A 24,745-nucleotide genomic window follows, 5' to 3' on the forward strand; every position below is an offset into this window, starting at 1 on the left:
TCCGTAGGGCTGTCACCGCACCCGACACACAAACGCCCGCCGCTGGGGGTACCTCCCACGCCCTTTAGGCAGTGGGGGAGCAACGGCGAGAAACCACCACGGCGGGACAGCCGACAACGTGGGAGGCGGGCAAAGCGCTAGCGGACGGGTGGGAGCTCGCCGGACCCGCGCGCGATCAGTCGCGTGGGGATCTCGCTGTGACGTGGCGGGTCCGCGATGCCCTCCAGGCGGCGGAAGAGCAGACCCGCCGCCGTCCGGCCCATCAGGGCCGGATCCTGGGCGACGACCGTGATCGCGGGCCGGACGAGGTCGGCCAGCTCGAAGTCGTCGAAGCCGACCAGGGCGACCGGGTGCGGGCGTTCGCCCAGGACGCGTACGGCGGTGACCGTGACGCGGTTGTTGCCCGCGAAGAGCGCCGTGACCGGCTGCGCCGCGTCCAGCATGGCGGTCGCGGCGGAGCGTACGCGGTCGGGAGCGGTGGAGCCCAGCGACACCCACGCCTCGTCAACGGGCAGGCCGGCGGCGGCCATCGCCGCGCGGTAGCCGCGCAGCCGCTCCTTCGCGGTGTGGATCCGCGGCTGGTCGCCGATGAAGCCGATCCGTCGGTGGCCGTGCGCGATCAGATGGGCCACCGCGTCCCGGGCGCCGCCGAAGTTGTCGGAGAGCACGGCGTCGGCGTCGATCCGGCCGGCCGGGCGGTCCACGAACACGGTGGCTATGCCGGCCGTGATCTCCGGCTCCAGATAGCGGTGGTCGTCACCGGCCGGGATGACGACGAGACCGTCGACCCGCCGTGCGCACAGCGCCAGCACCAACTCCTGCTCCCGGGCCGGGTCCTCGGCGCTGGAGCCGTTGATCAGCAGGGCGCCGTGGTCGCGGGCGACCTCCTCGACGGCGCGGCTGAGCGGGCCGTAGAAGGGGTCGGCGAGGTCCTCCAGGACCAGGCCGATGCTGGCCGTACGGCCCTTGCGCAGGATGCGGGCCGAGTCGTTGCGGCGGAAACCCAGGGCGGTGATGGCTTCCTGGACCCGGCGTTCGGTGTCCGGGGTGACGCCCGGTTCGCCGTTGACCACGCGCGATACCGTCTTGAGGCCGACCCCGGCGCGCGCCGCGACATCCTTCATCGTGGGCCGGGTGCCATAGCGGCGGGACGTGCCCCGCGCGGTGTCGGTCACGGTGTGCGGTCCTGATTCTGTCGGCGGCCTGGTGTGGCGTCGAGCATAGCCTCTAGACAACGTTGTCAATCGAGGGGAGACTATCGTTCGCACGCCGGGCCGCCACGCCCGGCCACCGGGCCCACCAGGAGATTCCACACCGATGCAGACGGACCTCAGCGCAGCGTTGGACATTGGCGGCACCAAGATCGCCGGCGCTCTGGTGGACGCGCACGGCAGACTGCTCGTACGGGCCGGCCGGCCCACGCCCGCCGGCGGTGACGGGGCGACGGTGATGCGCGCGGTGGCCGAGGTGGTCCGGGAGCTGGCCGCGGCGCCGGACTGGGCGCGGGTGGCGGCGGTCGGCATCGGCAGCGCGGGACCGGTCGACGCCCAGGCCGGTACGGTCAGCCCGGTCAACATCCCCGGCTGGCGCGCCTTTCCGCTCGTCGCCGGGGTGCGGGCGCTGGTCGGGGAGCGCCCCGTCGTGCTGGTCGGCGACGGCGTCGCGATGACCGCGGCCGAGCACTGGCTGGGCGCCGCGCGCGGGCACGCCAACGCGCTGTGCATGGTGGTGTCCACCGGAGTCGGCGGCGGGCTCGTCCTCAACGGCCGGCTGCATCCGGGACCTACGGGCAACGCCGGGCACATCGGCCACATCAGCGTCGACCTCGACGGCGACCCCTGTCCGTGTGGGGGCCGCGGCTGCGTCGAACGGATCGCCAGCGGCCCGCACATCGCCCGCCGGGCGCTGGCCGACGGCTGGCGGCCGGGCCCCGACGGGGACACCAGCGCCGCCGCCGTCGCCGCCTGCGCGCGCGCCGGCGACCGGATCGCGGTGCGCTCCTTCGAGCGGGCCGCGCGGGCGCTGGCGGCCGGGATAGCCGCCACCGCCACCCTGGTCGAGATCGATATCGCGGTGATCGGCGGGGGTGTGGCCGGTGCGGGGGATGTCCTGTTCGCCCCGCTGCGCTCGGCCCTGCGCGACTACGCGACGCTGTCGTTCGTGCAGGACCTGACGGTCGTACCCGCCCAAATGGGGACGAACGCCGGGCTGGTGGGGGCCGCCGCGGCCGCCGCGCAACAGTCCCGTCTCGATGCGTTCGTCCCTGCCCCCTGACGCCACCACAGGCCCCCGCGCGCCCCTTAGTCTGTTGCCGACCGCGATGTACGACGCCGTACGGGCGATGTGCACGGCGTACGGGCAACGACACGGGTATCGAGGGGATCGGCGACGGTGACACCGGGGGAGCGCGAGCAGCGCGAGGTGGACGAGGCGCGTGCGGCGGACGGCGCGAGCGGATCCGGTGAGGCGGGCGGGGCGGGCGACGGCGCGCCCGTCGCCGCCGCCGCGAGCGGGCCCCGGCGCGGCCAGGACGCCGATCTGACCGGGCGGGTGCTCGGCGGCCGCTACCGCGTGACCGGGCGGATCGGGCGCGGCGGGATGGGCGTGGTCTGCCGCGCGGTCGACGAGGTGCTGGGCCGCGAGGTGGCGGTCAAGGTCCTGCGCGCCTACACCGACGCCTCCGCGCCCGAGTTGGCCGATCTGCGCACCCGTATGCAGCGCGAGGCGCGGGCCGCGGCCCGTATCCGGCATTCCGGCGTGGTCACCGTCCACGACGTCATCGACGAGGACGGCCGGCCGGTCATCGTCATGGAGCTGGTGGACGGGCCTTCGCTGGACGACGCCCTGGAACAGTGCGGCAGCTTCGACCCCCGGGAGATCGCCCGGATCGGCGCCCAGGTGATGGACGCGCTGGACGCCGCCCACCAGGTGGGCGTGCTGCACCGCGATGTGAAGCCGGGAAACGTGCTGCTGGACGGCTGGGGGCGGGGCCCAGGCCGTTCGGGCGCTGGGGGAGGGCGGGTGGTGCTCACCGACTTCGGCATCGCCAGCATCGAGGCCCCGGGCGACGGTGCGACCACGAACATCACCCGCAGCGGCGAACTGGTCGGCTCGCTCGACTACCTGCCGCCCGAGCGGGCGCAGGGCCAGGACCCCACCCCGGCCTCCGACATCTGGTCGCTGGGCATGACCCTGTACGCGGCCGTCGAGGGCGGCGGCGCGCCCTTCCGCCGGACGTCGGTGTGGTCCACGCTCACCGCGATCGTCACCGAGGCGCTGCCCGAGCCCCGGCGGGCCGGCCCGCTCACCCCCGTACTCCATGCCCTGATGGCCAAGAACCCGGCCGACCGCCCGTCCGCCGCCCAGGCCCGGAGCCTGCTGCAGGCGGTGGCCGAGGGCCGCGAGCCCGCAGTTGGACCGGTGCCCGGCGCGCCGCATCTGCCCACGGCGACGGATCTGCGGGCGGTGCCGCCCGCGCCGCAGGAGCCCGGTCCGCAGGCCGCGCCCGCCGGGCCGCACCGCGCCGAGGGGCCGCCGGCCGGTTGGCTGTCGGGGCCAGGGTCGCAGGCCGCCTCGGCGACGCAGCCCGTGCCCGCGCCGGTGGCACAGCCCGCCCCGCAGGGGCCGCCCGCCGCCCCCGGCCCCCGGACGCCGGGCTTCTCGTACACCACCCCCGGCCCCGCCGCCGACCCGCCCGGTGTGGTGGCCGGTCCGGCCGTGGGCAGTACGGGCGCCCACCCCTACCCGGGGAGCCCGTCCGAGCGGGACACCGAGCGGCTGCCCGCCCGAGGCCGCCGCCGTGTGGCGCTGGCCGTGGCGGCGGTGCTCGCCGTCCTCGCGGCCGGCGGCGGTGTGACGTATGCGCTGGTGGGCGGGGAGACGGGCGAGAAGGTCGCGGAGGGCGGACGGCCGTCGGCGCAGCCGGCCGGGACGCCCGGCGGTCCGGACACGCCGGGCCCGGCCACGGACAAGGCCGACGCCAAGGGCAAGGACCAGGGCACGGGGAAGAGGGAGGACGGCGGGCGGAGCGCGTCGCCGTCCGCCTCGGCCGGTCCCGCGGACGGCGGCGCCTCCCGCAAGCCCAAGCCCGGTGGTGCGGGCGGGAGTTCGGGGGAGCACACCGGCGGCGCGGACGGCGGCCAGGGCGGGACCGACGGCGGCGGCTCGGGCGGTTCGGACGGCGGCGCCTCCGGGGGATCCGGGGGATCCGGGGGCACCACCACGACCGGCGGCAGCGGCGGCGGCGACCCGGCGCCGTCGACGTCGTGCGTGTCGATCGGCGGCGGCAAGACCAACTGCGACGTCTGGCGGAGCGCGAACTCCTACACCGCCTCCTTCCAGCAGGTCGGCACCCTGAACATGGGCACCAACTACTTCTACTGCCAGGCGAAGCTGGGCCGCCGCGAGACGTACGGGGAGTGGACGAACGTCTGGTGGGCCAAGACCGATGACGACAGCGGCAATTCCGGGGTCTATGTGAGCGTCGTCTACCTCAAGGGCGGCGCGAACGACCAGCCGATCCCCGGACTGCCCACCTGCTGACCTCGGGGTCCCGAGGACCGGATGCCGGACGGGCCGGTGGCGCCCGTCCGGCCCCCGGCCGCCCGACCCGCCCGTCAGCAGCTGAACTCGGCGTCGCCCCAGTCGGCGTGGTCGTAGTCGATCCCGTCCCCGCCGTCGGTCACCACGAGCCGGACCGACTCGGCTCCGGCGACCCGGGCGCTGATCGCGCGCGCGGCGTCCGTGCCGGTGACGGTGCCGCTGTCGGCGACCCGCCGGCCGTCGGCCCACACCTCGAAGCCGGCCGAGCCGCGGCCGCCGGACTCGTCGTCGATCCCGACCCGGGCGCTGAAGGTGGTGCACCGCCCGCCGGTGTAGAAGCCGACCCCGGAGGCCGCGTGGACGCCGAGGCCCTTGGTGAAGCCGGTGCCGCCGATACTGATCGGCCGGCCGTCGCCGGCGTCGCGCTCCCCGACGCTGGTGTTCCGCTCGACCGGGCCCCAGCCGTTGACGGCGCTCAGCCAGGGGAGTTCGGCGGCGTACGCGGTCCCGGACGGCGGCGGCACCACGACATGGGCGGTGCCGGGCAGGGTGGTGGTGACCCGTTTGCCGTCCGGTGAGCGGTAGTCGGCGGTGAGCGGCAGTGCGTAGCCGCCCGGTGCGGCGCCGGCCGGGGCGGTGATCCGCCAGCCGGTGGTGAGCGTCCTGCCGCCGGGCAGCGCGCGGGCGGTCGCGGGCGAGGTGGGCTCGGTCCGCCATCCGCGCGGGGCCTTGAGCGTCACGGTGAGGTTCCTGGCGGGGGTGCCGCCGAGGTTGCGGACGGTGGAGCGCAGGCCGGTCGAGGTGCCGGCCTCGATCAGCGGGGTGCGGTCGGTGCCGGTGTCGACGGCCGGGGGCTGGTCGGCCCAGTGCGCGTCGGCCGCGATCCGGTAGACGGTGGTGCCGTGGGCCGGCACGGTCGCGGAGACGGTGCCCGTGGTGTGGGTGTCGCGGTGCTGCCACAGGTCGCGCAGGCGGTAGCCGGCGGCCTGGGGGAGGCCGGCGTCCCGGGCGGTGGTGGTGATCCGCTGCGGCTGGTCGGTCTCGTTGAACAGCGCCACCGCGCGCTCGCCGCCCGCCAGTTCCTTGACCAGGGTCCACCGGCCGGACTCGGACTTCAGCACGGTGGCCTGCTTGCCCAGGGCGTCCTGGTCGAGCGCGATGATGTCCTTGTTCGCCAGGATCCCGAAGGTCTCGGGGGCGGCCTTGCGCAGATCGGAGCCGATCAGCAGCGGCGCGGACATCATCGACCACAGGGAGAAGTGGCTGCGGTACTCGGTGTCCGTCATCCCGCCGTTGCCGACCTCCAGCATGTCCGGGTCGTTCCAGTGCCCGGGCCCGGCGGACGGCGCCAGTGGCAGATTCCGCTTGGCGATGTCCAGCATGCTCGACCAGGAGTCGCTGATGTCGCCGGTGGTGCGCCACAGATGTCCTACGTCCGACGCCCACTCCCAGGGCTTGTTCTCGCCCCATTCGCAGATGCTGTAGACGATGGGCCGGCCGGTGGCCTTCAGCGCGTCCCGCATGGTGCGGTACCGCTGCTTGGCGTCCACGCCCTGGTTATTGCAGTTGTCGTACTTGAGGTAGTCCACGCCCCAGTCGGCGAACTGCCGTGCGTCGGACGTCTCGTGCCCCAGGCCGCCGGGGAACCCGGCCTCGTTGCAGGTCTTGGTGCCGGCGCTGGTGTAGATGCCGAACTTCAGGCCCTTGGCGTGGACGTAGTCGGCCACCGCCTTGATGCCGTGCGGAAAGCGCTTCGGATCCGGTACGAGCCTGCCGTCCCCGTCGCGCTCGGGCAGCGCCCAGCAGTCGTCGAGATTGACGTACTGGTAGCCGGCGTCCTTGAGCCCCTTGGCGAGGAAGAGGTCGGCGATGCCCTTGACCATGTCCTCGTTGAACTCGGCCCGGCAGTGCGTGGAGTTCCAGTTGTTGAAGCCCATCGGGGGCGTCTTGGCCAGCCCGTCGGGAAGCCGGGGTGCGGGGGCGGGGCGGGCGGCGTCGGCGGGGCCCGGGCCGGCGGGCGTACGGGCCGCCGCGGGCAGGGCGGTCATCCCTGCCGCGCAGAGCAGCGCGGCGGACAGTGCTCCGACGATTCTTCGCTCTCCTCGCCGGTGGGTGGTGCGGATATGAACGCGCATGGGTCGCGTCCTCCGTCTTCACGAGAGATGTGGTGGAAGCGTGTACCTGTCACTGGCGAGTGTTTACGGTAGGGCTTGTTGGAGTCTGTTGGAAGAGGGGGGATTGCAGTTGCTGCTCCGCCTGCCAAAACCCTTGACTGGCCCCGCTGTTCGGGGTGAGGTCCCCATGCTCGCGTTCGGTTCTGTTTGGTTCCGTCCCGCAGAGTGCGGCGTGGCCCAGTCGCCGTTCAGTGGTTCAACTGCCCACGGGGAAGCGGTAGAACGTCGGATGTCCCGCCGGGCGCTGCTGAGGACCGCGCCGGCGGCCGCGCGATGCGCCCCGCGCCGCCGTCATATGCGGATTCCGGTATGCCGGCGGGGTGCGGGCACCCGCTGTGCAGGTGAGGGTTTCGGTACAGGAGGGGCTGGGGAGCGCTTGTTTGCCGGGGCTTCGCGGCGGGGGATACAAGACCGGCATCCTCCTCCCGACGCATGTCTCCACCGGCCCGTCCACGGGTACCCGAAGTCTCCCTGGCGGGGCCGGTGGTCGCCTGCGCAACGTTCCCGGCCGCCTGCGCGCCCCGTGGTCCCCAGCGTTTCCGTGGCAGGGTGTTGCGGGCAACTCACCTGGGTCTAGGGAAGAGGGGAAACCGTGATCGTCTGGCTGAACGGCACGTTCGGTGCGGGCAAGACCACTGCGGCTCGTGAACTGCTCGACCTGCTTCCCGGAAGCACGCTCTACGACCCCGAGCTCCTCGGCAGCGGGCTGCGGCTGATGCTTCCGGCCAAGCGGTTCGAGGAGATCGACGACTATCAGGACCTGCCGTCCTGGCGGCGGATGGTCGCCGACACCGCCGCCGCGCTGCTCACCGAGGTGCCGGGCCCGCTGGTGACGCCGATGACGCTGCTGCGCCAGGAGTACCGCGACGAGATCTTCGGCTCCCTCGCCGCCCGCCGGATACCGGTGCTGCATGTTCTGCTGCATGCGGAGGAAACGATCCTGCGGACGCGGATAGCGCACCGAGAGGAGACACCGGGCGACGACGGGGCCAATGCCGCGATCCGTCGCTGGAGCCTGGCGCACCTGGAGCCGTACGCCGACGCGCTGCCGTGGCTCACGGACGACGCGCACGTCGTCGACACCACCCGGCTCACGCCCCGGCAGACCGCCGAGCGGGTCGCCGAGGCCGTCCGCGCCGGCGCCGGCGCCTGCGACATCGTGCAGACCCCCCAGCCGACCGCCGAGACGCTCGCGGCCGGCGTCCTGCTCTTCGACGACCAGGACCGGGTGCTGCTGGTCGACCCCACCTACAAGGCCGGCTGGGAGTTCCCCGGCGGCGTCGTGGAGCGCGGTGAGGCGCCGGCCCAGGCCGGGGTGCGCGAGGTCGCCGAGGAGCTGGGCATCGAACTGCCGCACCCGCCCCGGCTGCTGGTGCTGGACTGGGAGGCCCCCCAGCCGCCCGGCTTCGGCGGTCTGCGCCTGCTCTACGACGGCGGCACCCTGACCGAGGAGCGGATCGGCAAGCTGCTGCTGCCCGGCGCCGAACTGCGCGACTGGCGCTTCGTCAGCGAGGCCGAGGCCGAGCAACTGCTGCCCCCGGTGCGCTGGCACCGCCTGCGCTGGGCACTGCGCGCCCGGGAAAGGGGCTGTCCGCTCCACCTGGAGGCGGGCGTCCCCGTCGGCTGACGCGCCGGCCGGGGAGAGGCGCCGCGCCCGGAGCGAGTCCGGCCGCGGCGCCCGTTCGGCTTCAGGAGCCGGGCCGCGCCGCGTCCGCCGTACGGGACGTCAGCCCCGGCTCTGCGCGTACTGCCGCAGGAACAGCGCCTCCGCCAGCGAGAGCCGCTCCAGCTCCTGGGGCGAGACGCTCTCGTTGACCGCGTGGATCTGCGCCTCGGGCTCGCTCAGGCCGATCAGCAGGATCTCCGCGTCCGGGTAGAGCCCGGCCAGGGTGTTGCACAGCGGGATCGAGCCGCCCATACCGGACGTCTGCATCTCCTCGCCGTCATAGGCCTCCCGCAGCGCCGCCGCCATCGACGCATACGCCGGGCTGCCGGTGTCCGCGCGGAACGGCTGCCCCTGCCCGACCTGCTCGACCGCGACCCGCGCGCCCCAGGGCGCCGCGCCCTCCAGATGCGCGGCCAGCAGCTTCGTCGCCGCCGCGGCGTCCGTGCCCGGCGGCACCCGCAGACTCACCAGCGCCCGCGCGCCCGCGTGTACGGACGGGGTCGCGCCGACGACCGGCGGGCAGTCGATGCCCAGCACCGTGACGGCCGGCCGGGCCCAGATCCGGTCCGCGATCGCGCCGCTGCCGATCAGCCCCACGCCGTCCAGCACCTTGGCGTCCTTGCGGAAGTCCTCCTCCGGGTACTGAAGGCCCTCCCAGGTGGCGTCCGAGTCCAGCCCCCGCACCGTCGTCGAGCCGTCCTCCGCGCGCAGCGAGTCCAGGATCCGGATCAGCGCCGCGAGCGCGTCGGGGGCCGCGCCGCCGAACTGGCCGGAGTGCAGATTGCCCTCCAGGGTGTCGACCTGGACCCGTACCAGCGTCATCCCGCGCAGCGTCGCCGTCACCGTCGGCAGCCCGACCCGGAAGTTGCCGGTGTCACCGATGACGATGGCGTCGGCGGCCAGCAGCTCCGGGTGCGCCTCGGCGTACCGCTCCAGGCCGCCGGTGCCCTGCTCCTCCGAACCCTCCACGATCACCTTGACGTTGACCGGGACGCCGCCGTGCTCCTTCAGCGCGCGCAGCGCCGTCAGATGCATGATCAGACCGCCCTTGCAGTCCGCCGCGCCGCGCCCGTACCAGCGGCCGTCGCGCTCGGTCAGCTCGAACGGCGGGGAGAGCCAGGCGGCCTCGTCCAGCGGCGGCTGCACGTCGTAGTGCGCGTACAGCAGCACCGTCGGGGCGCCGGCCGGGCCGGGCAGGAAGCCGTACACGGACCGGGTGCCGTCCGGGGTGTCCAGCAGCGCCACGTCCTGGAACCCGTCCGCCCGCAGCGCGCCGGCGACCCAGTCGGCGGCCGCCTCGCACTCGCTCGGGGGGAACTGGGCCGGATCGGCCACCGACTTGAAGGCCACCAGCTCGGCCAGCTCGGTCCTGGCGCGGGGCTGCAGTGCGGCGACGGTCTGCGCGAGGGGGCTGTCAGACATGGAACGCTCCTTGTGGGCGCGACGTTGTGGGGTACGGGCGTCCTGGCCTCGTGAGCCGGACGGGCCGGGCGTACGGGCACGGGTGCCACCGATCTTCCCACAGGGCCTTCGCGGGAGAGCGGCCCGTAGGATGCGGGCGGTACGCGCAGCCAGGCATCGAACGGGAGCAGAAGCACAGGTGAGCAGCGAGCGGGCAGCGGAGGACAACCAGCAGGTGTGGGACGTCGTGGTGGTGGGCGCGGGGCCGGCGGGCGCCTCGGCCGCGCATGCCGCGGCCTGTACGGGACGCCGGGTGCTGCTCCTGGAGAAGGCCGAACTGCCCCGCTACAAGACCTGCGGCGGAGGCATCATCGGCCCCTCGCGGGACTCCCTCCCGCCGGGCTTCGAACTGCCGCTGCGCGACCGGGTGCATGCGGTGACGTTCTCGTTGAACGGGCGGCTCACCCGCACCCGCCGCTCCAAGAACATGCTGTTCGGCCTGATCAACCGGCCCGAGTTCGATGCCCGGCTGGTGGAGTCGGCCAAGGACGCGGGCGCGACGGTCCGCACGGGCGTGACGGTCTCGCGGGTCGAGCAGCACGGAGCCGAGGTGCCGGACCGGCGCACCGTCGCGGTGGTGCTGGGCGACGGCGAGGTGGTGCTGGCGCGGGCCGTGGTCGGCGCGGACGGCAGCGCGGGCCGGATAGGGGCCCACGTCGGGGTCAAGCTCGACCAGGTCGACCTGGGCCTGGAGGCCGAGATCCCGGTGCCCGAGCCGGTCGCCGAGGACTGGGCGGGCCGGGTGCTCATCGACTGGGGCCCGATCCCCGGCAGCTACGGCTGGGTCTTCCCCAAGGGCGACACCCTCACCGTCGGCGTCATCTCCGCCCGCGGCGAGGGCGCGGCGACCAAGCGCTATCTGGACGACTTCATCGGCCGGCTGGGCCTGGCCGGCTTCGAACCGAGCATCTCCTCCGGGCATCTGACGCGCTGCCGCGCCGACGACTCGCCGCTGTCCCGCGGCCGGGTGCTGGTGTGCGGCGACGCGGCCGGGCTGCTGGAGCCGTGGACGCGGGAGGGCATCTCCTTCGCGCTGCGGTCCGGCCGGCTCGCGGGGGAGTGGGCGGTGCGCGTCTCCGAGGCGCATGACGCGGTCGACGCCCGCCGACAGGCCCTCAACTACGCCTTCGCCATCAAGGCGGGCCTCGGTGTGGAGATGGGCGTGGGCCGGCGGCTGCTGACGGTCTTCTCCCGCCGCCCCGGGCTGGTGCACGCCGCGGTCACGAGCTTCCGGCCGGCCTGGCACGCCTTCGCGAAGATCACCCGTGGCACGACCACGCTCGCCGAGATCGTGCGCACGCACTCGGTGGCGCGGCGGGCGCTGGAGTCCCTGGACCGGGGGTGAGCGGGCCCGCGGCCAGGTGACCGCGGGTCAGCCGGCCCGCCCCGCCCCGCCGCCCGATGGACGGCCGTCTGCACGGGCGTACGCGACTGGGCGCTGGCCCATCCGCACGAGTACGCGCTGATCTACGGGTCCCCCGTCCCCGGCTACCACGCTCCCCGCACCACCACGGGGCTGGCCGCCCGGGTGGGCCTCGCGCTGATCGGCGTCGTCCGTGACGCCCATGCCGCCGGTGCGCTGCGGGAGCCCGGGGAGCCGCTGCCCGACGTGGTGGTGGGCGATGCGCTGGCGCTCGGCGCGGAGCTGGGCATCGAGCTGCCCGGCGCCGTGCTGGCGCGGCTCGTCGGGGCCTGGGCGCAGCTCTTCGGGCTGCTGAGCTTCGAACTCTTCGGCCAGTTCAACGGGGTCGTCGAGGCCCGTACGGAACTCTTCGAACAGGCCGTGCTCCAACTCGCCCGCAGTGTCGGCCTCAGCACCCCGCGCTGACCACCGCAGGGCCGGAACCGGCGGCCGGCCCCCTGCTCCCGTACTCCCGTGGGAGTACGCCGGATCACCGCGCCGGGCTGACGCCACCGCGTCCCGCCGCGGTCTAGCGTGACGGCATGGAGAACGCACGGCCGCCGTGGGCGCGGCGCTGCCTCGGCCCGGTGTGGGAGCGGTGGCTGTCGGTCCCGCCCGAGACCTCGCGCGGCCGGTGGCCCGCCGGGCTGCCCTGGCTCTCGACGCTCGCGGTGACGGTCGTCGTCCTGGTCGGCTCGGGCTTCGCCGGGCGCGCCCAGCCGGACCGCGTCCCACTGGACTCCTTCGGCCGCGCGCTCCTGGTCGTCGGCGCGGCCCAGCTGCTCTTTCGGCACCACTACCCGCGCACCGTCGCCCTCGGCACCGCCGCGACCAGCGCCGCCTACCTCGCGGCCGGCTATCCCTACGGACCGGTCTTCCTCCCGCTCGCCCTCGGAGCCTTCACGGCGATCGTGGCCGGGCACCGCAAGGTCGCCTGGTGCGCGCTGGGCGGGGTGTGGGCCGTCCATCTCCTGATCGCGCACTGGCTCTACCGCGTGCTGCCGCCCCCGCACGACGGGCCCGCCCCCTGGGGCCAGGAACTGTTCGTGACCGCCTGGGCGGTGGCGGTGGTGGCGCTCTCCGAGCTCGTACGGGTGCGCCGCGAGCAGATCGCCAGGGCGCGCGCCGAGCGGGCCGCGGCGGAACGCCGCCGGGCGGACGAGGAGCGGCTGCGGATCGCCCGCGAGCTGCACGACGTCCTCGCGCACAGCATCTCCGTCATCCACGTCCAGGCGGGCGTGGGGCTGGCGCTGCTGGACAGCGATCCGGAGCAGGCGCGCACGGCGCTGACCACCATCAAGGCCGCGAGCAAGGAGGCGCTCGGCGAGGTCCGCCAGGTCCTCGACACCCTGCGCACCCCGGGCGACGCCCCGCGTTCCCCCGCCCCGGGCCTGGACCGGCTGCCCGAACTCGCCGCGCAGGCCCACAGCGCCGGTCTGACCGTGCACCTCACCACCGAGGGCACCTCCGCCGTCCTGACGCCGGGCACCGACCTCGCCGCCTTCCGCATCGTCCAGGAGGCCCTCACCAACACCGTGCGCCACTCCGGCTCCCGCACCGCGCGGGTGCTGCTCCACCACGCTCCCGGAGTGCTGGAGATCCGGGTCGACGACGACGGCCCGGCCACCGCCGGCCCGCACGAGTCCAGCGGGGGCAACGGCCTGGTCGGGATGCGGGAGCGGGCCGCGGCGCTGGGCGGCACCGTCGAGGCGGGCCCGCGCCCGGACGGCGGCTTCCGCGTCCTCGCCCGCATCCCGCTGGAGCCGGGGAAGGGGAAGGGAGAGCCGGCAGGCGAGGGCCGGGCCCCGGAGGGGGATACGGATACGGTGAAGCGGACCGACGCCACCGAGGAGGAGTCGTGATCCGGGTACTGCTCGCCGACGACCAACTGCTGGTCCGGGCCGGTTTCAAGGTGCTGCTGGACGCGCAGCCCGACATCGAGGTGGTCGCCGAGGCCGGGGACGGGCAGCAGGCGGTGGCCGCGGTGCGCGCGCACCGGCCGGACGTCGCCCTGATGGACATCCGGATGCCGGTGCTGGACGGCCTGGTCGCCACCCGGCGGATCACCGAGGACCCGCAACTCCCCGAGGTGAAGGTCGTCATGCTGACCACCTTCGAGCTGGACGAGTACGTTTTCGAGGCGATCCGCTCCGGGGCCTCCGGCTTCCTGGTCAAGGACACCGAGCCGGAGGAGCTCGTACGGGCCGTGCGGGCGGTCGTCGCCGGTGACGCGCTGCTCTCGCCCGGCGTCACCCGCCGTCTGATCGCCGAGTTCGCGGCCCGCTCCAAGGAACCCGCCGCGGCCGACGCCCTGTCCCGACTCACCGACCGCGAACGCGAGGTGATGGCCCTGGTCGGCATCGGCCTGACCAACGAGGAGATCGCCCGCCGCCTGGTCGTCAGCCCGCTCACCGCGAAGACGCATGTCAGCCGCGCCATGATCAAGCTGGGCGCCCGCGACCGCGCCCAACTCGTCGTCCTGGCCTACGAGTCGGGGTTGGTGCGACCGGGCTGGCTGGGCTGACACCACACGACGCCCCGGGCACCGGGGCGGGCGCCCGACCGCCCCGGCCTCAAATGCCCCCGCGCTCCCGCCAGAGCTCGACAAGGGCCGTGTCGCCGGTGATCGTCATGGTGTCCCAGGGGAGGCGGTTCCACAGGGCGAGGTAGAGCTCCTCGGCGGGGCCCTCGATGGTGCAGTCGGCGGGCTTCGCGGGCTCCGCGCCGTCCGCGCCGGCGTCGGCCGGGGTGCGCACCACGCGCGGGAGCGCCTCGGAGAGGTGGACGGTCCAGTCGGCGCCGGGGGCGTCGCTGCCGCGCACCCGCAGCGTGCGCGGGAGGTCCGTACGGAGTCGGCTGCGGTCGAGGGAGTGAACACCCGTCAGGAGTTCGTCGATGCCGTCGGCGGCGAAGGCGGCGGGGAGGGGGGTGAGGGCGGCGCCGATCGCCTGCTGGGCGTCGACGCGGTGCACCGACGTCTCGTGCGCCTGGCGGCGTGCCCAGAACGCCAGCGGGGACGCCGCGGGCCACATCGACCAGGCCGCCAGGTCCTGCGGGGCGTTGTGCAGGGCGAGGACGAGGTGGTGATGGCCCTCGCGCAGCCAGCCCACCAGTTCGTCGTCGGTCAGGTCCGGCGCCTCGGCGGGGCGGCTGCGCTGCTGCGCCCCCTGCCGCACGATCTCCGCCGCCCAGCGGTGCACCCGCCCGACGTGGCGGACCAGATCCCGCATCTGCCAATCGGGACACGCCGGAATCGAGGCGTCCGGCCCCGCCTCCTCGGCGGCGTCGGCGAGCAGGCCCCCGTCGAGCCGGAGCGTTTCGACGAACTGAGTGATCTCCATGCCCATGAGTGTGCCAGCCGCCACTGACAGCCGACCGCCGCGGGGCGGGGCCCGTCCGCGCAAGCGCGGTGCACCGCCCCCGGCGCGCGGGTCTCAGCGGCGACCGGCGCGGTGCGCGCCGCGGGTCGCGTACGCGATCACGGCCGCGACCGCGGCGAGCAGGGCGAGGGTCGTCAGCGCGACGGGCAGGCTGAACGCCTCGGCGAGGAACCCGATGGCGGGCGGGCCGAGCAGCATCCCGCCGTAGCCGACCGTGGACGCCACGGCGACGCCGTCCGCCCCGCCGGCCTCGCCGGCCCGCGCGATGGCGATCGGGAAGATGTTGGCGAGCCCGATACCCGCGACGGCGAAGCCCAGGCACGCCGACCAGGGGCTGGGGGCGAGCGCGCCGAGCAGCAGGCCCGCGGTCGCCGTCGCCCCGCCCGCGATCAGCGACCGGGCCGGTCCGAAGCGCTGCACCAGCGCGGTCCCGGACAGCCGCCCGACGGTCATCGCCAGCGCGAACACCGCGTAGCCGGCGGCGGCGATCCCCGGCCCGGCGGCCAGGTCCTGCGAGAGGTGCAGCGCGCCCCAGTCGGCCATCGCCCCCTCGCCGTAGGCGGTGCACAGGGCGATCAGCCCGAAGACGAGGACCAGGCGGGCCGGGCGGCGGCCCCGGTCCGCGGGGGTGGTCCCGGTGCGGTCCGCTGCCGCCGGCATCCGCTCGGGCACGGCGGGAGCGGGGTGCCGGTGCAGCGAGCGCCCCGCAACGGCCGTCGCCAGCAGGCCGATCGCGGCGAGCAGCGACAGATGGACGAGGGGGGTCAGGCCGCCCGCGAGCAGTCCGCCGAGCCCGGCGCCCAGCATGCCGCCGAGGCTGAAGGCGGCGTGGAAGCTCGGCATCACCGGGCGCCGCAGGGCGGCGATGAGGTCGACGGCGGCGCTGTTCATCGCGACGTTGAGGGAGCCGTACGCGGCGCCGAAGACCAGCAGGACCAGCCCCAGCGCGGTCGCCGAGTGGGTGAGCGGCGGCAGCACGATGCTCAGCGCGAGGGCGGCCGCGGAGGCGGTCGTCACGGCGTGGCTGCCGAAGCGCCGGCACAGCCGTCCGGTGATCAGCATGAAGGCGACCGCGCCCGCCGACACGCCGAGCAGCGCCAGCCCGAGTGCGCCCGCGCCGGCCCCGGTCTGCGCCTTGATGGCGGGGATGCGGACGACCCACCCGGCGAACAGGAAGCCGTCCATGGCGAAGAACGTGGTGAGGGCGATGCGGAGGCGGGTCAGGTCGGAGAGGCGGGACGGGCGGGTCAGGTGGGGGAGGCGGAGGAGGTGTCGGCGGGGGTGGGGGGATCGGCGGGATCGGGGGTGTCGATCGGTCGCTGGGGAGTTCTGGTCCCGGGTAAGGACCCTCCGTATTTTGTTTAGCGTCGGCACAAAGTCAGAATAGGGGTGTGACCCAGACTCGGACAACCAGGTTGGAGCGGGGCCGTAGCGCCCTCGGACCCGCACTGGAGCTCGTACACACCGGACGCGCGCCCACCCGCGCCGTCCTGACCTCCGAACTCGGCGTGACCCGCGCCACCGCCGGCGCGGTGGCCGCCGAGCTCGAAGCGCTCGGCCTGATCACCGTCGACTCCCGGCCCACCGCCTCGGCCGGCTCCCAAGGGCGCCCCTCCCACCGGCTCTTCGTGAACGAGAACGGCCCCGTCGTGCTCGCCGCGCAGATCCACGCCGACGGGTTCCGGGTCGCGCTGGTCGGCCTGGGGGGCCGCATCGTGGCGACCTCGGCCGGCTGCGGCACCATCCCCGCCGACCCGGCCCACGTCCTGGCCGACGTCGTCGCGGCCGGCGCGGAGCTGCTGCGCGAGACCGGCCGGCGCTGCCTGGGGGCCGGCCTCGCGGTGCCCTCCGCGGTCGCGGAACCGGACGGCGAGGCGCTCAACCCGCTGCACCTCGCCTGGCCTTCCGGTGCCCCCGTACGCGAACTCTTCCTGCGCTCGCTCACCGAGGCCGGCATCCCGGGCGTGACCGAGACGATCGGTTTCACCGGCAACGACGTCAACCTCATGGCGCTCGCCGAACACCGGCACGGCGCCGGTCGGGGCGCCCGCGATCTGCTCTGCGTGGCCTCCGGGCACCGGGGTGTCGGCGGCGCGCTGGTGCTCGACGGCCGGCTGCACAGCGGGAGTTCGGGCCTGGCGCTGGAGGTCGGCCATCTGACCGTCAACCCCGAGGGCGCGCCCTGCCACTGCGGCAGCCGCGGCTGCCTGGACGTGGAGGCCGATCCGCTCGCCTTCCTGGTCGCCGCCGGCCGCGAACCGGGCCCGGAGGTCTCGCTGCTCCAGCAGGCCGCCGAGCTGCTCAGGGACGCCTACGCCGACCCGGGCGTACGGGCCGCGGCCGACCTTCTCATCGACCGCCTCGGGCTCGGCATCGCCGGGCTCGTCAACATCCTCAACCCCGACCGCGTCATCCTCGGCGGGCTGCACCGCGCCCTGCTGGAGGCCGATCCGGAGCGGCTGCGCGCGGTGGTCGCCGACCGCAGCCTGTGGGGGCGCAGCGGCGGGATTCCGATCCTGCCGTGCAGCCTCGACTACAACAGCCTGGTGGGCGCGGCGGAGCTGGCCTGGCAGCCGGTGCTGGACGATCCGCTGGCCGTGGTCGAGCGGTAGCCCGATGGGCGGGTCCGGGCGGCAGGCCGTAGCGGGACCCGGCCGCCCGCGGTCCGTCGGCCTCCCCGTCAGCCGCCGCCCGTCCGCGTCCACGGGGCGGCGAAGGCCCGCGCCGGGTTGGCGGTCAGGAACCGCGTCACCAGGTCCTTGCCCAGGGTCAGTTCGAGCCGCTCCCGGCGGCGGCGCAGCAGATGCGGCATCCCCGGGCCGCCGTTGACCGACCTGGCGCCGGCCGTCGTGGTGTCGCCGCCGAGCAGGATCCGGTCCCCGAAGCCCGCGTCGGCGAGCGCGGCCAGCGCATCCGGCAGCCGCCAGTCGGTCGCGTGATGGGCGCGCGAGGGGCCGTCGAAGGCGAGATACGCGCCTGCCTCGGCGGCGGCCCGGTGGATCGCGAGATCCGGTGAGCGGTTGAGATGGCCGAGGATCACCCGGTCCGGTGGGACCGCCAACTCCCCGCAGAGCAGCTCCAGTACGTCCAGGGCGCCGGTGCCCAGCTCCAGGTGGACGCCGATGGCCGCGCCGGTCGCGTGCTGGGCCTCGGCGGCCGCGGCCATGGTGTACCGGGTGTGCCCGTCCAGGCCGTGATAGCCGCCGGCGACCTTGATCATCCCGGCCCGCGGGCCGGTCTCGCCGATCCCTTCGGTCAGCTCGGCGACGAACCGCCGGGCCAGGTCCGGACGGATCCGTTCCAGCAGCTCGGGGGAGTACTGCGCCGCCTGGTGCAGCCCGGTGGCGGCGACGATCCGCACCCCCGACTCCCGTGCCAGGCGCGGGAGTTCGGTCGCGCCCCGGCCCATGCCGTACGGCGTCCACTGGATCACCGCCGCCCCACCGGCCGCGCGGAAGGCGCTCAGCTCGGCGGCCGCGGCCTCCGCATCGGCCAGTTCCTGGCCGGGGAGCAGGGGGCTGCGCAGGAAGAGGTGGTCGTGTGCGTCGCAGACGCCGAGGTCGGCGGGCGCGATATCGCCCAGGACGGTGCGGACGGCGGGAGCGGGCCGGTCGGCGGGCCGGGCGGGCCCGGCGGGGGCCGCCGCGGCGTGCGAGGTCACCACTGGGGCCCCGCCCCCAGCCGGCCGATACCCGGAGCGGACAGATGCAGCACCTGGTAGCGGTCGCCCGCGGACCGGGGGGCGGCGTCCGCCCAGAGGGTGAAGTGGACCAGCTCCCAGCGCCGGGGGTCGAGAGCCAGCGCGGTGGAGTGCACCGCGTCCACCGTGGCCAGCTCCTCGTGCGCGGCCACCGCCCGTTCGACGACGGCGGCCACATCGGCATGCTCGTCGAGCGTCTCCGTCCGGCGGGTGAAGGCGCGCGGGGCCGTACCGGCGGCCGGCCCCGACCGGTGGAACAGCCCCTGCCAGTGCTGGACCACCGGACGGCCGAAGTCGCGGACCACACCGCGGAATCCGTCGCCGAGCAGGAAGCGGTTCATGGCCTGCGGGTCGGCCCAGAGGTAGAACGGCGCGTACTGGTTGACGGGCGAGCCGTCGACGCCGCGCTCCCGGATGCCGTACGCCTTGAGGCCGAGCCCCTCGAAGTCGTCGAGGAGGTGGCCCCTGGACTTCACCCGGTTCCGGATGATCCGCATGTCGTAGTCGGCGGGGAGGGTGATCGCGTACTGCAGGGCGTGCATGAGGGGGCTCCGTACGGGTGCGGGGGCGAGGGGGCGGGGCGGCGAGGCCGGCGGTCCGAACGCCGTCGTCGGTGTGCCGGGGTGTGCCGCGGTCGGGCGTGGGCGGTGGGCGGTCATCCGCCCGGGTACTCCTGCTCGCCGACCCGCTCCGCCCACTCGGTGGTGGTGCCGTCGGCGGCGGCCTCGACGGTCGCCAGATGCGTCATGAAGGTGTCCGGTGCCGCACCGTGCCAGTGCCGTTCGCCCGGCGCGATCCAGACGGTGTCCCCGGCGCGGATCGGCTCGACGGGGCCGCCCGCGCGCTGCACCAGACCGGCGCCCTCGGTGACGTGCAGGACCTGCCCGTGCGGGTGGGTGTGCCAGGCGGTGTGGGCGCCGGGCGCGAAGTGCACGCTGAACATGCGCAGGCGGGAGGGCGCGGGCGGGGCGGCGATCTCATCGAACCAGACGGTCCCGGTGAACTGCGCGGCGGGCCCCGGCCTACTGGCGGGCCGCTGTCGGGTGATCTCCATGGGGGTGCGCTCCTTCGGGGCGACGGGGTGGCGATTACTGCCTACTGGTGACGGGCACCGGCTGTCGGCTCCCGGTGACGGGGGAGGCCGGTCACCGGCTATCGGGCCGGGGGAGCGGGGTGGACGACCTGCGCGGCGAGCAGCGCCAGCACGCCCTCCACGGCCGCGTCGAACGGCGCCGTGTCATCCGCCGCGCGGGCCAGCACATACCCGCCCTGGACGACGGCGGCGACGGTGGCGGCGGTGGCCACCGGATCCAGCCCCGCGGCCAGCTCGCCCTCCCGCTGCCCGTCGGCGAGGACCTCGGCGAGCCGGCCCCGGAGCCAGTCGAACATCTCGTCCAGCGGCGCCCGCAGCTCCGGGCTCTGCACCACATCGCGGTCCTGCGTCATCCGGCCGATCGGGCAGCCGCGCAGCACCTGCCGCTCGCGCAGCAGATAGGCCGCGACCCGCTCATACGCCGTACCGGGGGCGGTCAGGCACTCCTGGGCCGTCTCCTTCATGCCCTCCGCGGTGCGCCGGATCGCCGCCAGGGCGAGGTCGGACTTGCCGGAGAAGTGGTGGTACATGCTGCCCTGGCCCACGCCCGCGCGCTCCAGGATCGCTTTGGGGCTGGTGCCGACGTACCCCCGCTCCCACAGGAGTTCCTGGGTGCTCTGCACCAGCCGTTCCTGAGTGCTGAGCCGCTCCCGAGAGCCGTGCCGTTCCTGAGTGCTCATACAGGCAGTGTACATACTAGTAGTTACAGAGATCGACCAGGGTTCGGAAAAGGGGGCGACGAGGCTCCGGCAAGGGGGCGACGAGGGCCGGGCGAGAGCCCGTAGCGGCCGACTCCCCGCCCTGGCGCTCCCCGCGTCCTCCCCACCCACTCCCCGCCTACTCCCCACGTCGTACCGGCAGAGCCGCTGGCCGTACGACGACCGGCGGCGCCCGGGAGGCCAGGCTCGGAAGGGACAGCGAAGACCACGTCCCCGCAAGGAGCTGATGGCGATGTTCGAGCTTGCCGAACCCTGGACCGGCGGTGGCCCGGGCCCCTGGATCCTGTTCGTCCCCGTCCTGTGGGCGCTGGCCGTCTTCGGCGTGGTGACCCTGCTGCGCCGCACCGGTCTGCGCCTGGGCGGTCCCGGCCGGGCGTTCCGCGGTCCGCGGGCCGCCGCCCGCGGCGACGCGCCCACTCCCATCGCCGTGCTCGGCCGGCGCTTCGCCGCGGGCGAGATCGACGAGGAGGAGTACTGGAGCCGACTCTCCGTCCTGGAGGAGCACTTCGGCGCCGGTACCAAGGGAGGTACGGCCTGACCGCCGCCGGTTCCACCGGGCGCGCCGTCGCGGCCGGGGAGCGCGGGGCGGGCGTCAGCCGACCCGCGCTCCCCGTGTCCGGGAACGGGTGTCGGCCGCCGTGCGCACGTCGGCCGCCAGCGACAGCGGCTCCCAGTGCGCGTGGTCCGCGCGGGTCTCCTCCGGGGCGGCGGCCAGGGCCGGAAGGGTGAACCACACGACCTTGCCGCTGCCGTCCGGGCGCATCCCCCAGCTCTCGCTGAGCGCCGCGATCAGCGCCAGGCCGCGCCCGCAGGTCTCCCAGCTGCCGGCGGTCCGGATGCGGGGCAGCCGGGGATCCTCGTCGTGCACCGAGACCGTCAACTGGTCGAGGAGAAGGCGCAGTTCGACGGTGCACTGCTTGCTGGGGCGGGCGTGCCGGTGGACGTTGGCCAGCAGCTCGGTCACCCCGAGCGCGGCGGAGTCGACCAGGGCGTCGAGGCGCCAGTGGCGCAGTTGGGCGGAGACGATTGCGCGCACGTGGCCGATGCGAGCCGGAACGGCTTGGAGCTCCACCGTGCAGTGTCTGCTGGGCTGCCTGATCACGACCGCGACTCCCTGATGAGGTCGGGCGCCCCCCGTGCCTGGCAGGGGCGAAGACCGGATCCAACGATGCCCGCTGCACCACAACGTCACCGCTGGTGAACCCTCAGTGATACGAGTTCCAGGGTCGGCCAGGCGCCGCGCTCCCGCAACCGCACCGCCTCGGTCCGGTCGGTCGCTCAGGGGCGTGGCGGACGCGCCGCCTCCAGGGCCTTGAAGAAGAGTTCCGGGGTGCCGAGCGTGAGCGAATAGCGGTGCCCGTTGAGGGTGGCGAGCGCCCGGTCCCGCGCCGCGAACAGCGGCTTGTGGGCCTGGACGGCCTGCAGCGGGGCGCTGTCTATCTCGGTGCCGTAGCTGGTCAGCAGTGCCAGTCGGCCGTCTCTGATGACGACCTGGCCGGCCCGGGTCAGCGAGCGCAGCCACCGCTCGATCCGTACGCCGGTCGCGTTGAACTCCGGCTCCGCCATGGCCGACACCTCCTCGGTGAGACGGGCAGGTGCCCTCCACCGCCCCTTGTGGGAAGTTTGCCGTGATGGCGCCCGGTGCACCAGTGCCCCCGGTGCCCGGCGGGTGCAACAGCCCTTTCCCAGGGCGTCCTTGGGGTATCCCAAAGCGATGTTTATGCAGGTGAGAAGCGTGCGGAGGGTGGTTATAGTCGGAACCGGCCCGGCGTAGCGCGCGGGCTTGGAACCCCGCTTAAGGAGTGCGCCGGTGAGCACCGCACAGCAGCCGCAGAGCCGGCCCGACCACGAGACGGCGGCCGGGGACCCGATGCCGACCGTCGATGTCGACCGCTCGGATCCGGACTACCGAACCTGGCTCAAAGAAGCCGTCCGAAAGGTGCAGGCGGACGCCAACCGCACCGCCGACACCCACCTCCTGCGCTTCCCGCTGCCCGAGAAGTGGGGCATCGACCTCTACCTCAAGGACGAGTCGACGCACCCCACCGGCAGCCTCAAGCACCGGCTGGCCCGCTCGCTGTTCCTCTACGGGCTGTGCAACGGCTGGATCCGCCCGGGTAAGCCGGTCATCGAGTCCTCCAGCGGCTCCACGGCGGTGTCCGAGGCATACTTCGCCTCGCTGATCGGGGTGCCGTTCATCGCCGTGATGCCGGCCACCACCAGCCGCGAGAAGACCCGGCTGATCGAGTTCCACGGCGGCACCTGCCATCTGGTCCAGGACCCGCGGACCGTCTACGAGGTCTCCGCCCGGCTGGCCGCCGAGTCCGGTGGCCATTACATGGACCAGTTCACCTACGCCGAGCGGGCCACGGACTGGCGCGGCAACAACAACATCGCCGAGTCGATCTACCAGCAGCTGCGGCTGGAGCGCTACCCCGAACCGGCCTGGATCGTGGCCACCGCGGGCACCGGCGGCACCTCCGCGACCATCGCCCGCTACGTCCACTACATGCAGTACGACACCCGCGTCTGCGTCCCCGACCCGGAGAACTCCTGCTTCTTCGACGGCTGGCTCACCGGCGACGCGGAGACCGACTGCGCCACCGCCTCCCGCATCGAGGGCATCGGGCGCCCCCGCATGGAGCCGAGCTTCGTGCCCGGTGCCATAGACCGGATGATGAAGGTCCCCGACGCCGCCAGCGTCGCCGCGGTACGCGCCCTGGAGGCGGCGATCGGCCGCAAGGCGGGCGGTTCGACCGGTACGGGCCTGTGGAGCGCGTTGAAGATCGTCGCGGAGATGGTCGCCGAGGGCCGTACGGGATCGGTCGTCACGCTGCTGTGCGACCCCGGTGACCGCTACCTCGACAAGTACTACTCCGACGACTGGCTGGCCTCCCAGGGGCTGGACATCACGCCGTACGCGCGGGCCATCGAGGAGTTCCTGGCCACGGGGTCCTGGCCTTCCTGAAGGCCCGTCGCCCGGTGCCGTGCGGCCGGGCCCGGACCGGCCCTCGGGTGCCCGGCCCGGGATCCGGCTCAGGCTCAGGCAGCGGTCCCGGGTTCCGGCTCAGGTTGCGGTCCCGGTCCCGGCTCCGGTGAGGCGGCGGTCCAGGGCCCGGGCCGACTCCCGCAGGGCGCGGCCCAGGCCGGGCCGGGCCAGCGTCATCGCCCAGCGGAGCGGTGCCGGGCCGTCGGCCGCGAAGGTCCACTGCAGCCGGGTGCCGGCGCCCGCGGGCGTCAGCCGCCAGTCCTCCAACAGGGCCCGCAGACCAGGGGCGTTGGTGGTGTCGACCCGGTAGGCGTAATGCTCGTCCGGCTCGGCCGCCAGGACCGTCTCGACGAAGCGGGTGCCGCCGGTCAGCCGGATGTCCCGACCCCGGCCGCCGTGCGTCGGCGCGGCCCGCGCCACGCCCGTGAACCAGCGCGACCAGCCCGGCACATCGTCCGCCAGCGCCGCGTACACCGCCTTCGGCGGCGCGGCGACCTCCGCGGCGAAGACCAGCCGCAGCGGGGCGGACTCGACGAAGTCGAGCTCGACGGGGCGGAGTCGGCGTGCCATGGGACGAGCACCCCCTAAGGGACGGTCGGCGGCTCGGGGCGGTGTGTCCCCGGCGCCGCACACCATAGCTGGCGGCCCGTCAGATGTCTGCGGCCCGGGTCCGCCGAGTCCACCGGACCCACACCGGCCCGCCGTCAGTCCTCCGCGTCCGCCGGCTGCTCGCCCGCCACCACCAGCTCCGGCGGCAGCTCCGCGAACTCCGCCCGCGCCCCCGCGGACAGCCCGGAGTCCGTCACCAGCACATCGACGTCGTCCAGCGTCGCGAACGAACTCAGCCCGACCGTGCCCCACTTGGTGTGGTCGGCGACCACCACCACCCGCCGCGCGGAGCGGACGAAGTGCCGGTTGGTCTCCGCCTCCGCCAGATTCGGTGTCGACAGCCCCGCCTCCACCGATATGCCGTGCACCCCGAGGAAGAGCACATCGAAGTGCAGCGTCCGGATCGCGGCGTCCGCCACCGGCCCGACCAGCGTGTCCGACGGCGTGCGCACCCCGCCCGTCAGCACCACCGTCGCGGCCCCCGCACGCGGCCCCGTGCCGCCGCTGGCCGCCGCCCGCTGCGCGGTGTAGAAGACATCGGCCACCCGCACCGAATTCGTCACCACCGTCAGATCCGGGACGTCCAGCAACTGCTGGGCCAGCGCGAACGCGGTCGTGCCGCCCGCCAGCGCGATCGCGCTGCCCGGCGCCGCCATCTCGGCCGCGGCCTTGGCGATGTCCTCCTTGGCGCTCAGCTCCAGCCCCGACTTCGCCTCGAAACCGGGCTCATGCGCGCTCGGCTCGCTGACCGGCACCGCACCGCCGTGCACCTTCTCCACCATGCCCTGCCGCGCGAGCACGTCCAGATCGCGCCGGACCGTCATGTCCGAGACGCTGAGCTTGCGCGTCAGTTCGTTGACCCGCACTCCGCCGCGCCGCCTGACCTCGTCGAGAATCAGGGCACGCCGCTGCTCCGCAAGGAGGTTCTGGCTGTCGCTCACCCCGGCCCGTCCCTTCCGCCCGGCTCGCCACGTCGGGTCTGCGCGTAGGCTGCCGCCTGCGATCACTGG

General features: G+C 74.4%; 22 protein-coding genes and 1 pseudogene. 10 read left to right on the plus strand and 13 right to left on the minus strand.

Annotated features, from left to right (window positions below; all coding sequences use genetic code 11):
• Window positions 1-137: 137 nt before the first annotated feature.
• Window positions 138-1,175, minus strand: a complete 1,038-nt coding sequence (locus ACZ4NB_RS35605; RefSeq protein WP_467667187.1) for a LacI family DNA-binding transcriptional regulator — start codon at window positions 1,173-1,175, stop codon at window positions 138-140.
• Between the two features lie 142 nt (window positions 1,176-1,317).
• Here ACZ4NB_RS35605 and ACZ4NB_RS35610 point away from each other — a divergent pair, with 142 nt between their 5' ends.
• On the plus strand, window positions 1,318-2,274 hold the full coding sequence (locus ACZ4NB_RS35610) for an ROK family protein (RefSeq protein WP_467667188.1): 957 nt from the start codon (window positions 1,318-1,320) through the stop codon (window positions 2,272-2,274).
• Window positions 2,275-2,391: 117 nt separating this feature from the next.
• Entirely contained in the window at window positions 2,392-4,542 is a 2,151-nt protein-coding gene (locus tag ACZ4NB_RS35615; protein WP_467667189.1) for a serine/threonine-protein kinase, read from the plus strand.
• A 74-nt stretch (window positions 4,543-4,616) separates the two neighbouring features.
• On the opposite strand, the gene ACZ4NB_RS35620 is transcribed toward ACZ4NB_RS35615, so the two are convergent.
• Complete coding sequence (locus tag ACZ4NB_RS35620) at window positions 4,617-6,677, minus strand: NPCBM/NEW2 domain-containing protein (RefSeq protein WP_467667190.1); 2,061 nt, start codon at window positions 6,675-6,677, stop codon at window positions 4,617-4,619.
• Window positions 6,678-7,308: 631 nt separating this feature from the next.
• Here ACZ4NB_RS35620 and ACZ4NB_RS35625 point away from each other — a divergent pair.
• Window positions 7,309-8,343, plus strand: coding sequence for an NUDIX hydrolase (locus ACZ4NB_RS35625; protein ID WP_467667191.1), 1,035 nt, complete (start codon window positions 7,309-7,311; stop codon window positions 8,341-8,343).
• A 99-nt stretch (window positions 8,344-8,442) separates the two neighbouring features.
• Here ACZ4NB_RS35625 and ACZ4NB_RS35630 read toward each other — a convergent pair whose 3' ends face one another.
• The gene (locus tag ACZ4NB_RS35630; protein WP_467667192.1) at window positions 8,443-9,804 is read right to left on the minus strand and encodes a M20/M25/M40 family metallo-hydrolase; all 1,362 of its coding nucleotides are present in this window, start codon (window positions 9,802-9,804) and stop codon (window positions 8,443-8,445) included.
• 178 nt (window positions 9,805-9,982) lie between these two features.
• Here ACZ4NB_RS35630 and ACZ4NB_RS35635 point away from each other — a divergent pair, with 178 nt between their 5' ends.
• From ACZ4NB_RS35635 to ACZ4NB_RS35650, 4 genes and pseudogenes are all read left to right on the plus strand, one after another.
• Entirely contained in the window at window positions 9,983-11,188 is a 1,206-nt protein-coding gene (locus ACZ4NB_RS35635; protein ID WP_393495213.1) for a geranylgeranyl reductase family protein, read from the plus strand.
• A gap of 69 nt (window positions 11,189-11,257) precedes the next feature.
• A pseudogene (locus ACZ4NB_RS35640) lies at window positions 11,258-11,671 on the plus strand (TetR-like C-terminal domain-containing protein); the annotation flags it as partial.
• 116 nt (window positions 11,672-11,787) lie between these two features.
• Window positions 11,788-13,107, plus strand: a complete 1,320-nt coding sequence (locus ACZ4NB_RS35645) for a sensor histidine kinase (RefSeq protein ID WP_467667193.1) — start codon at window positions 11,788-11,790, stop codon at window positions 13,105-13,107.
• Window positions 13,104-13,769, plus strand: a complete 666-nt coding sequence (locus ACZ4NB_RS35650) for a response regulator transcription factor (RefSeq protein ID WP_467667194.1) — start codon at window positions 13,104-13,106, stop codon at window positions 13,767-13,769. Before ACZ4NB_RS35645 ends, ACZ4NB_RS35650 begins: the two co-directional genes overlap by 4 nt.
• 49 nt (window positions 13,770-13,818) lie before the next feature.
• Here the strand turns inward: ACZ4NB_RS35650 and ACZ4NB_RS35655 are convergent, their stop codons facing one another.
• Both ACZ4NB_RS35655 and ACZ4NB_RS35660 read right to left on the minus strand, forming a co-directional pair.
• Window positions 13,819-14,586, minus strand: coding sequence for a maleylpyruvate isomerase family mycothiol-dependent enzyme (locus ACZ4NB_RS35655; RefSeq protein ID WP_467667195.1), 768 nt, complete (start codon window positions 14,584-14,586; stop codon window positions 13,819-13,821).
• 93 nt (window positions 14,587-14,679) lie between these two features.
• Window positions 14,680-15,810 carry an MFS transporter gene (locus ACZ4NB_RS35660; protein ID WP_467667196.1) on the minus strand — a complete coding sequence of 377 codons (1,131 nt, stop codon included), beginning with the start codon at window positions 15,808-15,810 and terminating at the stop codon, window positions 14,680-14,682.
• Between the two features lie 206 nt (window positions 15,811-16,016).
• Here ACZ4NB_RS35660 and ACZ4NB_RS35665 point away from each other — a divergent pair, with 206 nt between their 5' ends.
• Window positions 16,017-17,237: an ROK family protein gene (locus ACZ4NB_RS35665; RefSeq protein WP_467667197.1), complete on the plus strand. Its 1,221-nt coding sequence runs from the start codon at window positions 16,017-16,019 to the stop codon at window positions 17,235-17,237.
• A gap of 68 nt (window positions 17,238-17,305) precedes the next feature.
• Here ACZ4NB_RS35665 and ACZ4NB_RS35670 read toward each other — a convergent pair whose 3' ends face one another.
• From ACZ4NB_RS35670 to ACZ4NB_RS35685, 4 genes are all read right to left on the minus strand, one after another.
• A complete protein-coding gene (locus ACZ4NB_RS35670) occupies window positions 17,306-18,208 on the minus strand; it encodes a phosphotriesterase family protein (RefSeq protein WP_467667233.1) in 903 nt (300 codons plus the stop codon).
• Between the two features lie 74 nt (window positions 18,209-18,282).
• The gene (locus ACZ4NB_RS35675; protein ID WP_467667198.1) at window positions 18,283-18,867 is read right to left on the minus strand and encodes a DUF4865 family protein; all 585 of its coding nucleotides are present in this window, start codon (window positions 18,865-18,867) and stop codon (window positions 18,283-18,285) included.
• Between the two features lie 113 nt (window positions 18,868-18,980).
• Window positions 18,981-19,379: a (R)-mandelonitrile lyase gene (locus ACZ4NB_RS35680; RefSeq protein ID WP_467667199.1), complete on the minus strand. Its 399-nt coding sequence runs from the start codon at window positions 19,377-19,379 to the stop codon at window positions 18,981-18,983.
• A 98-nt stretch (window positions 19,380-19,477) separates the two neighbouring features.
• Window positions 19,478-20,098: a TetR/AcrR family transcriptional regulator gene (locus ACZ4NB_RS35685; protein ID WP_467667200.1), complete on the minus strand. Its 621-nt coding sequence runs from the start codon at window positions 20,096-20,098 to the stop codon at window positions 19,478-19,480.
• A 271-nt stretch (window positions 20,099-20,369) separates the two neighbouring features.
• Between ACZ4NB_RS35685 and ACZ4NB_RS35690 the strand changes: the two genes are divergently transcribed.
• Window positions 20,370-20,675 carry an SHOCT domain-containing protein gene (locus tag ACZ4NB_RS35690; protein ID WP_467667201.1) on the plus strand — a complete coding sequence of 102 codons (306 nt, stop codon included), beginning with the start codon at window positions 20,370-20,372 and terminating at the stop codon, window positions 20,673-20,675.
• Between the two features lie 54 nt (window positions 20,676-20,729).
• Here the strand turns inward: ACZ4NB_RS35690 and ACZ4NB_RS35695 are convergent, their stop codons facing one another.
• Both ACZ4NB_RS35695 and ACZ4NB_RS35700 read right to left on the minus strand, forming a co-directional pair.
• Window positions 20,730-21,239: an ATP-binding protein gene (locus ACZ4NB_RS35695; protein WP_467667202.1), complete on the minus strand. Its 510-nt coding sequence runs from the start codon at window positions 21,237-21,239 to the stop codon at window positions 20,730-20,732.
• Between the two features lie 176 nt (window positions 21,240-21,415).
• On the minus strand, window positions 21,416-21,703 hold the full coding sequence (locus tag ACZ4NB_RS35700) for a hypothetical protein (protein ID WP_384428452.1): 288 nt from the start codon (window positions 21,701-21,703) through the stop codon (window positions 21,416-21,418).
• A 304-nt stretch (window positions 21,704-22,007) separates the two neighbouring features.
• Here ACZ4NB_RS35700 and ACZ4NB_RS35705 point away from each other — a divergent pair, with 304 nt between their 5' ends.
• Window positions 22,008-23,105: a PLP-dependent cysteine synthase family protein gene (locus tag ACZ4NB_RS35705; RefSeq protein WP_467667234.1), complete on the plus strand. Its 1,098-nt coding sequence runs from the start codon at window positions 22,008-22,010 to the stop codon at window positions 23,103-23,105.
• 99 nt (window positions 23,106-23,204) lie between these two features.
• On the opposite strand, the gene ACZ4NB_RS35710 is transcribed toward ACZ4NB_RS35705, so the two are convergent.
• Together ACZ4NB_RS35710 and ACZ4NB_RS35715 are read right to left on the minus strand one after the other, a co-directional pair.
• The gene (locus ACZ4NB_RS35710) at window positions 23,205-23,696 is read right to left on the minus strand and encodes an SRPBCC family protein (RefSeq protein WP_467667203.1); all 492 of its coding nucleotides are present in this window, start codon (window positions 23,694-23,696) and stop codon (window positions 23,205-23,207) included.
• 134 nt (window positions 23,697-23,830) lie between these two features.
• Window positions 23,831-24,676 carry a DeoR/GlpR family DNA-binding transcription regulator gene (locus ACZ4NB_RS35715; RefSeq protein WP_467667204.1) on the minus strand — a complete coding sequence of 282 codons (846 nt, stop codon included), beginning with the start codon at window positions 24,674-24,676 and terminating at the stop codon, window positions 23,831-23,833.
• Window positions 24,677-24,745 lie beyond the last annotated feature (69 nt).

The organism is Streptomyces sp. NPDC026575 (genome assembly GCF_055567415.1).

Bases quoted from the DNA above. Each gene is read 5' to 3' on its own strand.
- ACZ4NB_RS35655 (WP_467667195.1), bottom strand. From the start codon at position 14,586: ATGGAGATCACTCAGTTCGTCGAAACGCTCCGGCTCGACGGGGGCCTG.
- ACZ4NB_RS35710 (WP_467667203.1), bottom strand. From the start codon at position 23,696: ATGGCACGCCGACTCCGCCCCGTCGAGCTCGACTTCGTCGAGTCCGCC.
- ACZ4NB_RS35630 (WP_467667192.1), bottom strand. From the start codon at position 9,804: ATGTCTGACAGCCCCCTCGCGCAGACCGTCGCCGCACTGCAGCCCCGC.
- ACZ4NB_RS35705 (WP_467667234.1), top strand. From the start codon at position 22,008: ATGCCGACCGTCGATGTCGACCGCTCGGATCCGGACTACCGAACCTGG.
- ACZ4NB_RS35620 (WP_467667190.1), bottom strand. From the start codon at position 6,677: ATGCGCGTTCATATCCGCACCACCCACCGGCGAGGAGAGCGAAGAATC.
- ACZ4NB_RS35645 (WP_467667193.1), top strand. From the start codon at position 11,788: ATGGAGAACGCACGGCCGCCGTGGGCGCGGCGCTGCCTCGGCCCGGTG.
- ACZ4NB_RS35610 (WP_467667188.1), top strand. From the start codon at position 1,318: ATGCAGACGGACCTCAGCGCAGCGTTGGACATTGGCGGCACCAAGATC.
- ACZ4NB_RS35680 (WP_467667199.1), bottom strand. From the start codon at position 19,379: ATGGAGATCACCCGACAGCGGCCCGCCAGTAGGCCGGGGCCCGCCGCG.
- ACZ4NB_RS35675 (WP_467667198.1), bottom strand. From the start codon at position 18,867: ATGCACGCCCTGCAGTACGCGATCACCCTCCCCGCCGACTACGACATG.
- ACZ4NB_RS35700 (WP_384428452.1), bottom strand. From the start codon at position 21,703: ATGGCGGAGCCGGAGTTCAACGCGACCGGCGTACGGATCGAGCGGTGG.
- ACZ4NB_RS35660 (WP_467667196.1), bottom strand. From the start codon at position 15,810: ATGGACGGCTTCCTGTTCGCCGGGTGGGTCGTCCGCATCCCCGCCATC.
- ACZ4NB_RS35690 (WP_467667201.1), top strand. From the start codon at position 20,370: ATGTTCGAGCTTGCCGAACCCTGGACCGGCGGTGGCCCGGGCCCCTGG.
- ACZ4NB_RS35685 (WP_467667200.1), bottom strand. From the start codon at position 20,098: ATGAGCACTCAGGAACGGCACGGCTCTCGGGAGCGGCTCAGCACTCAG.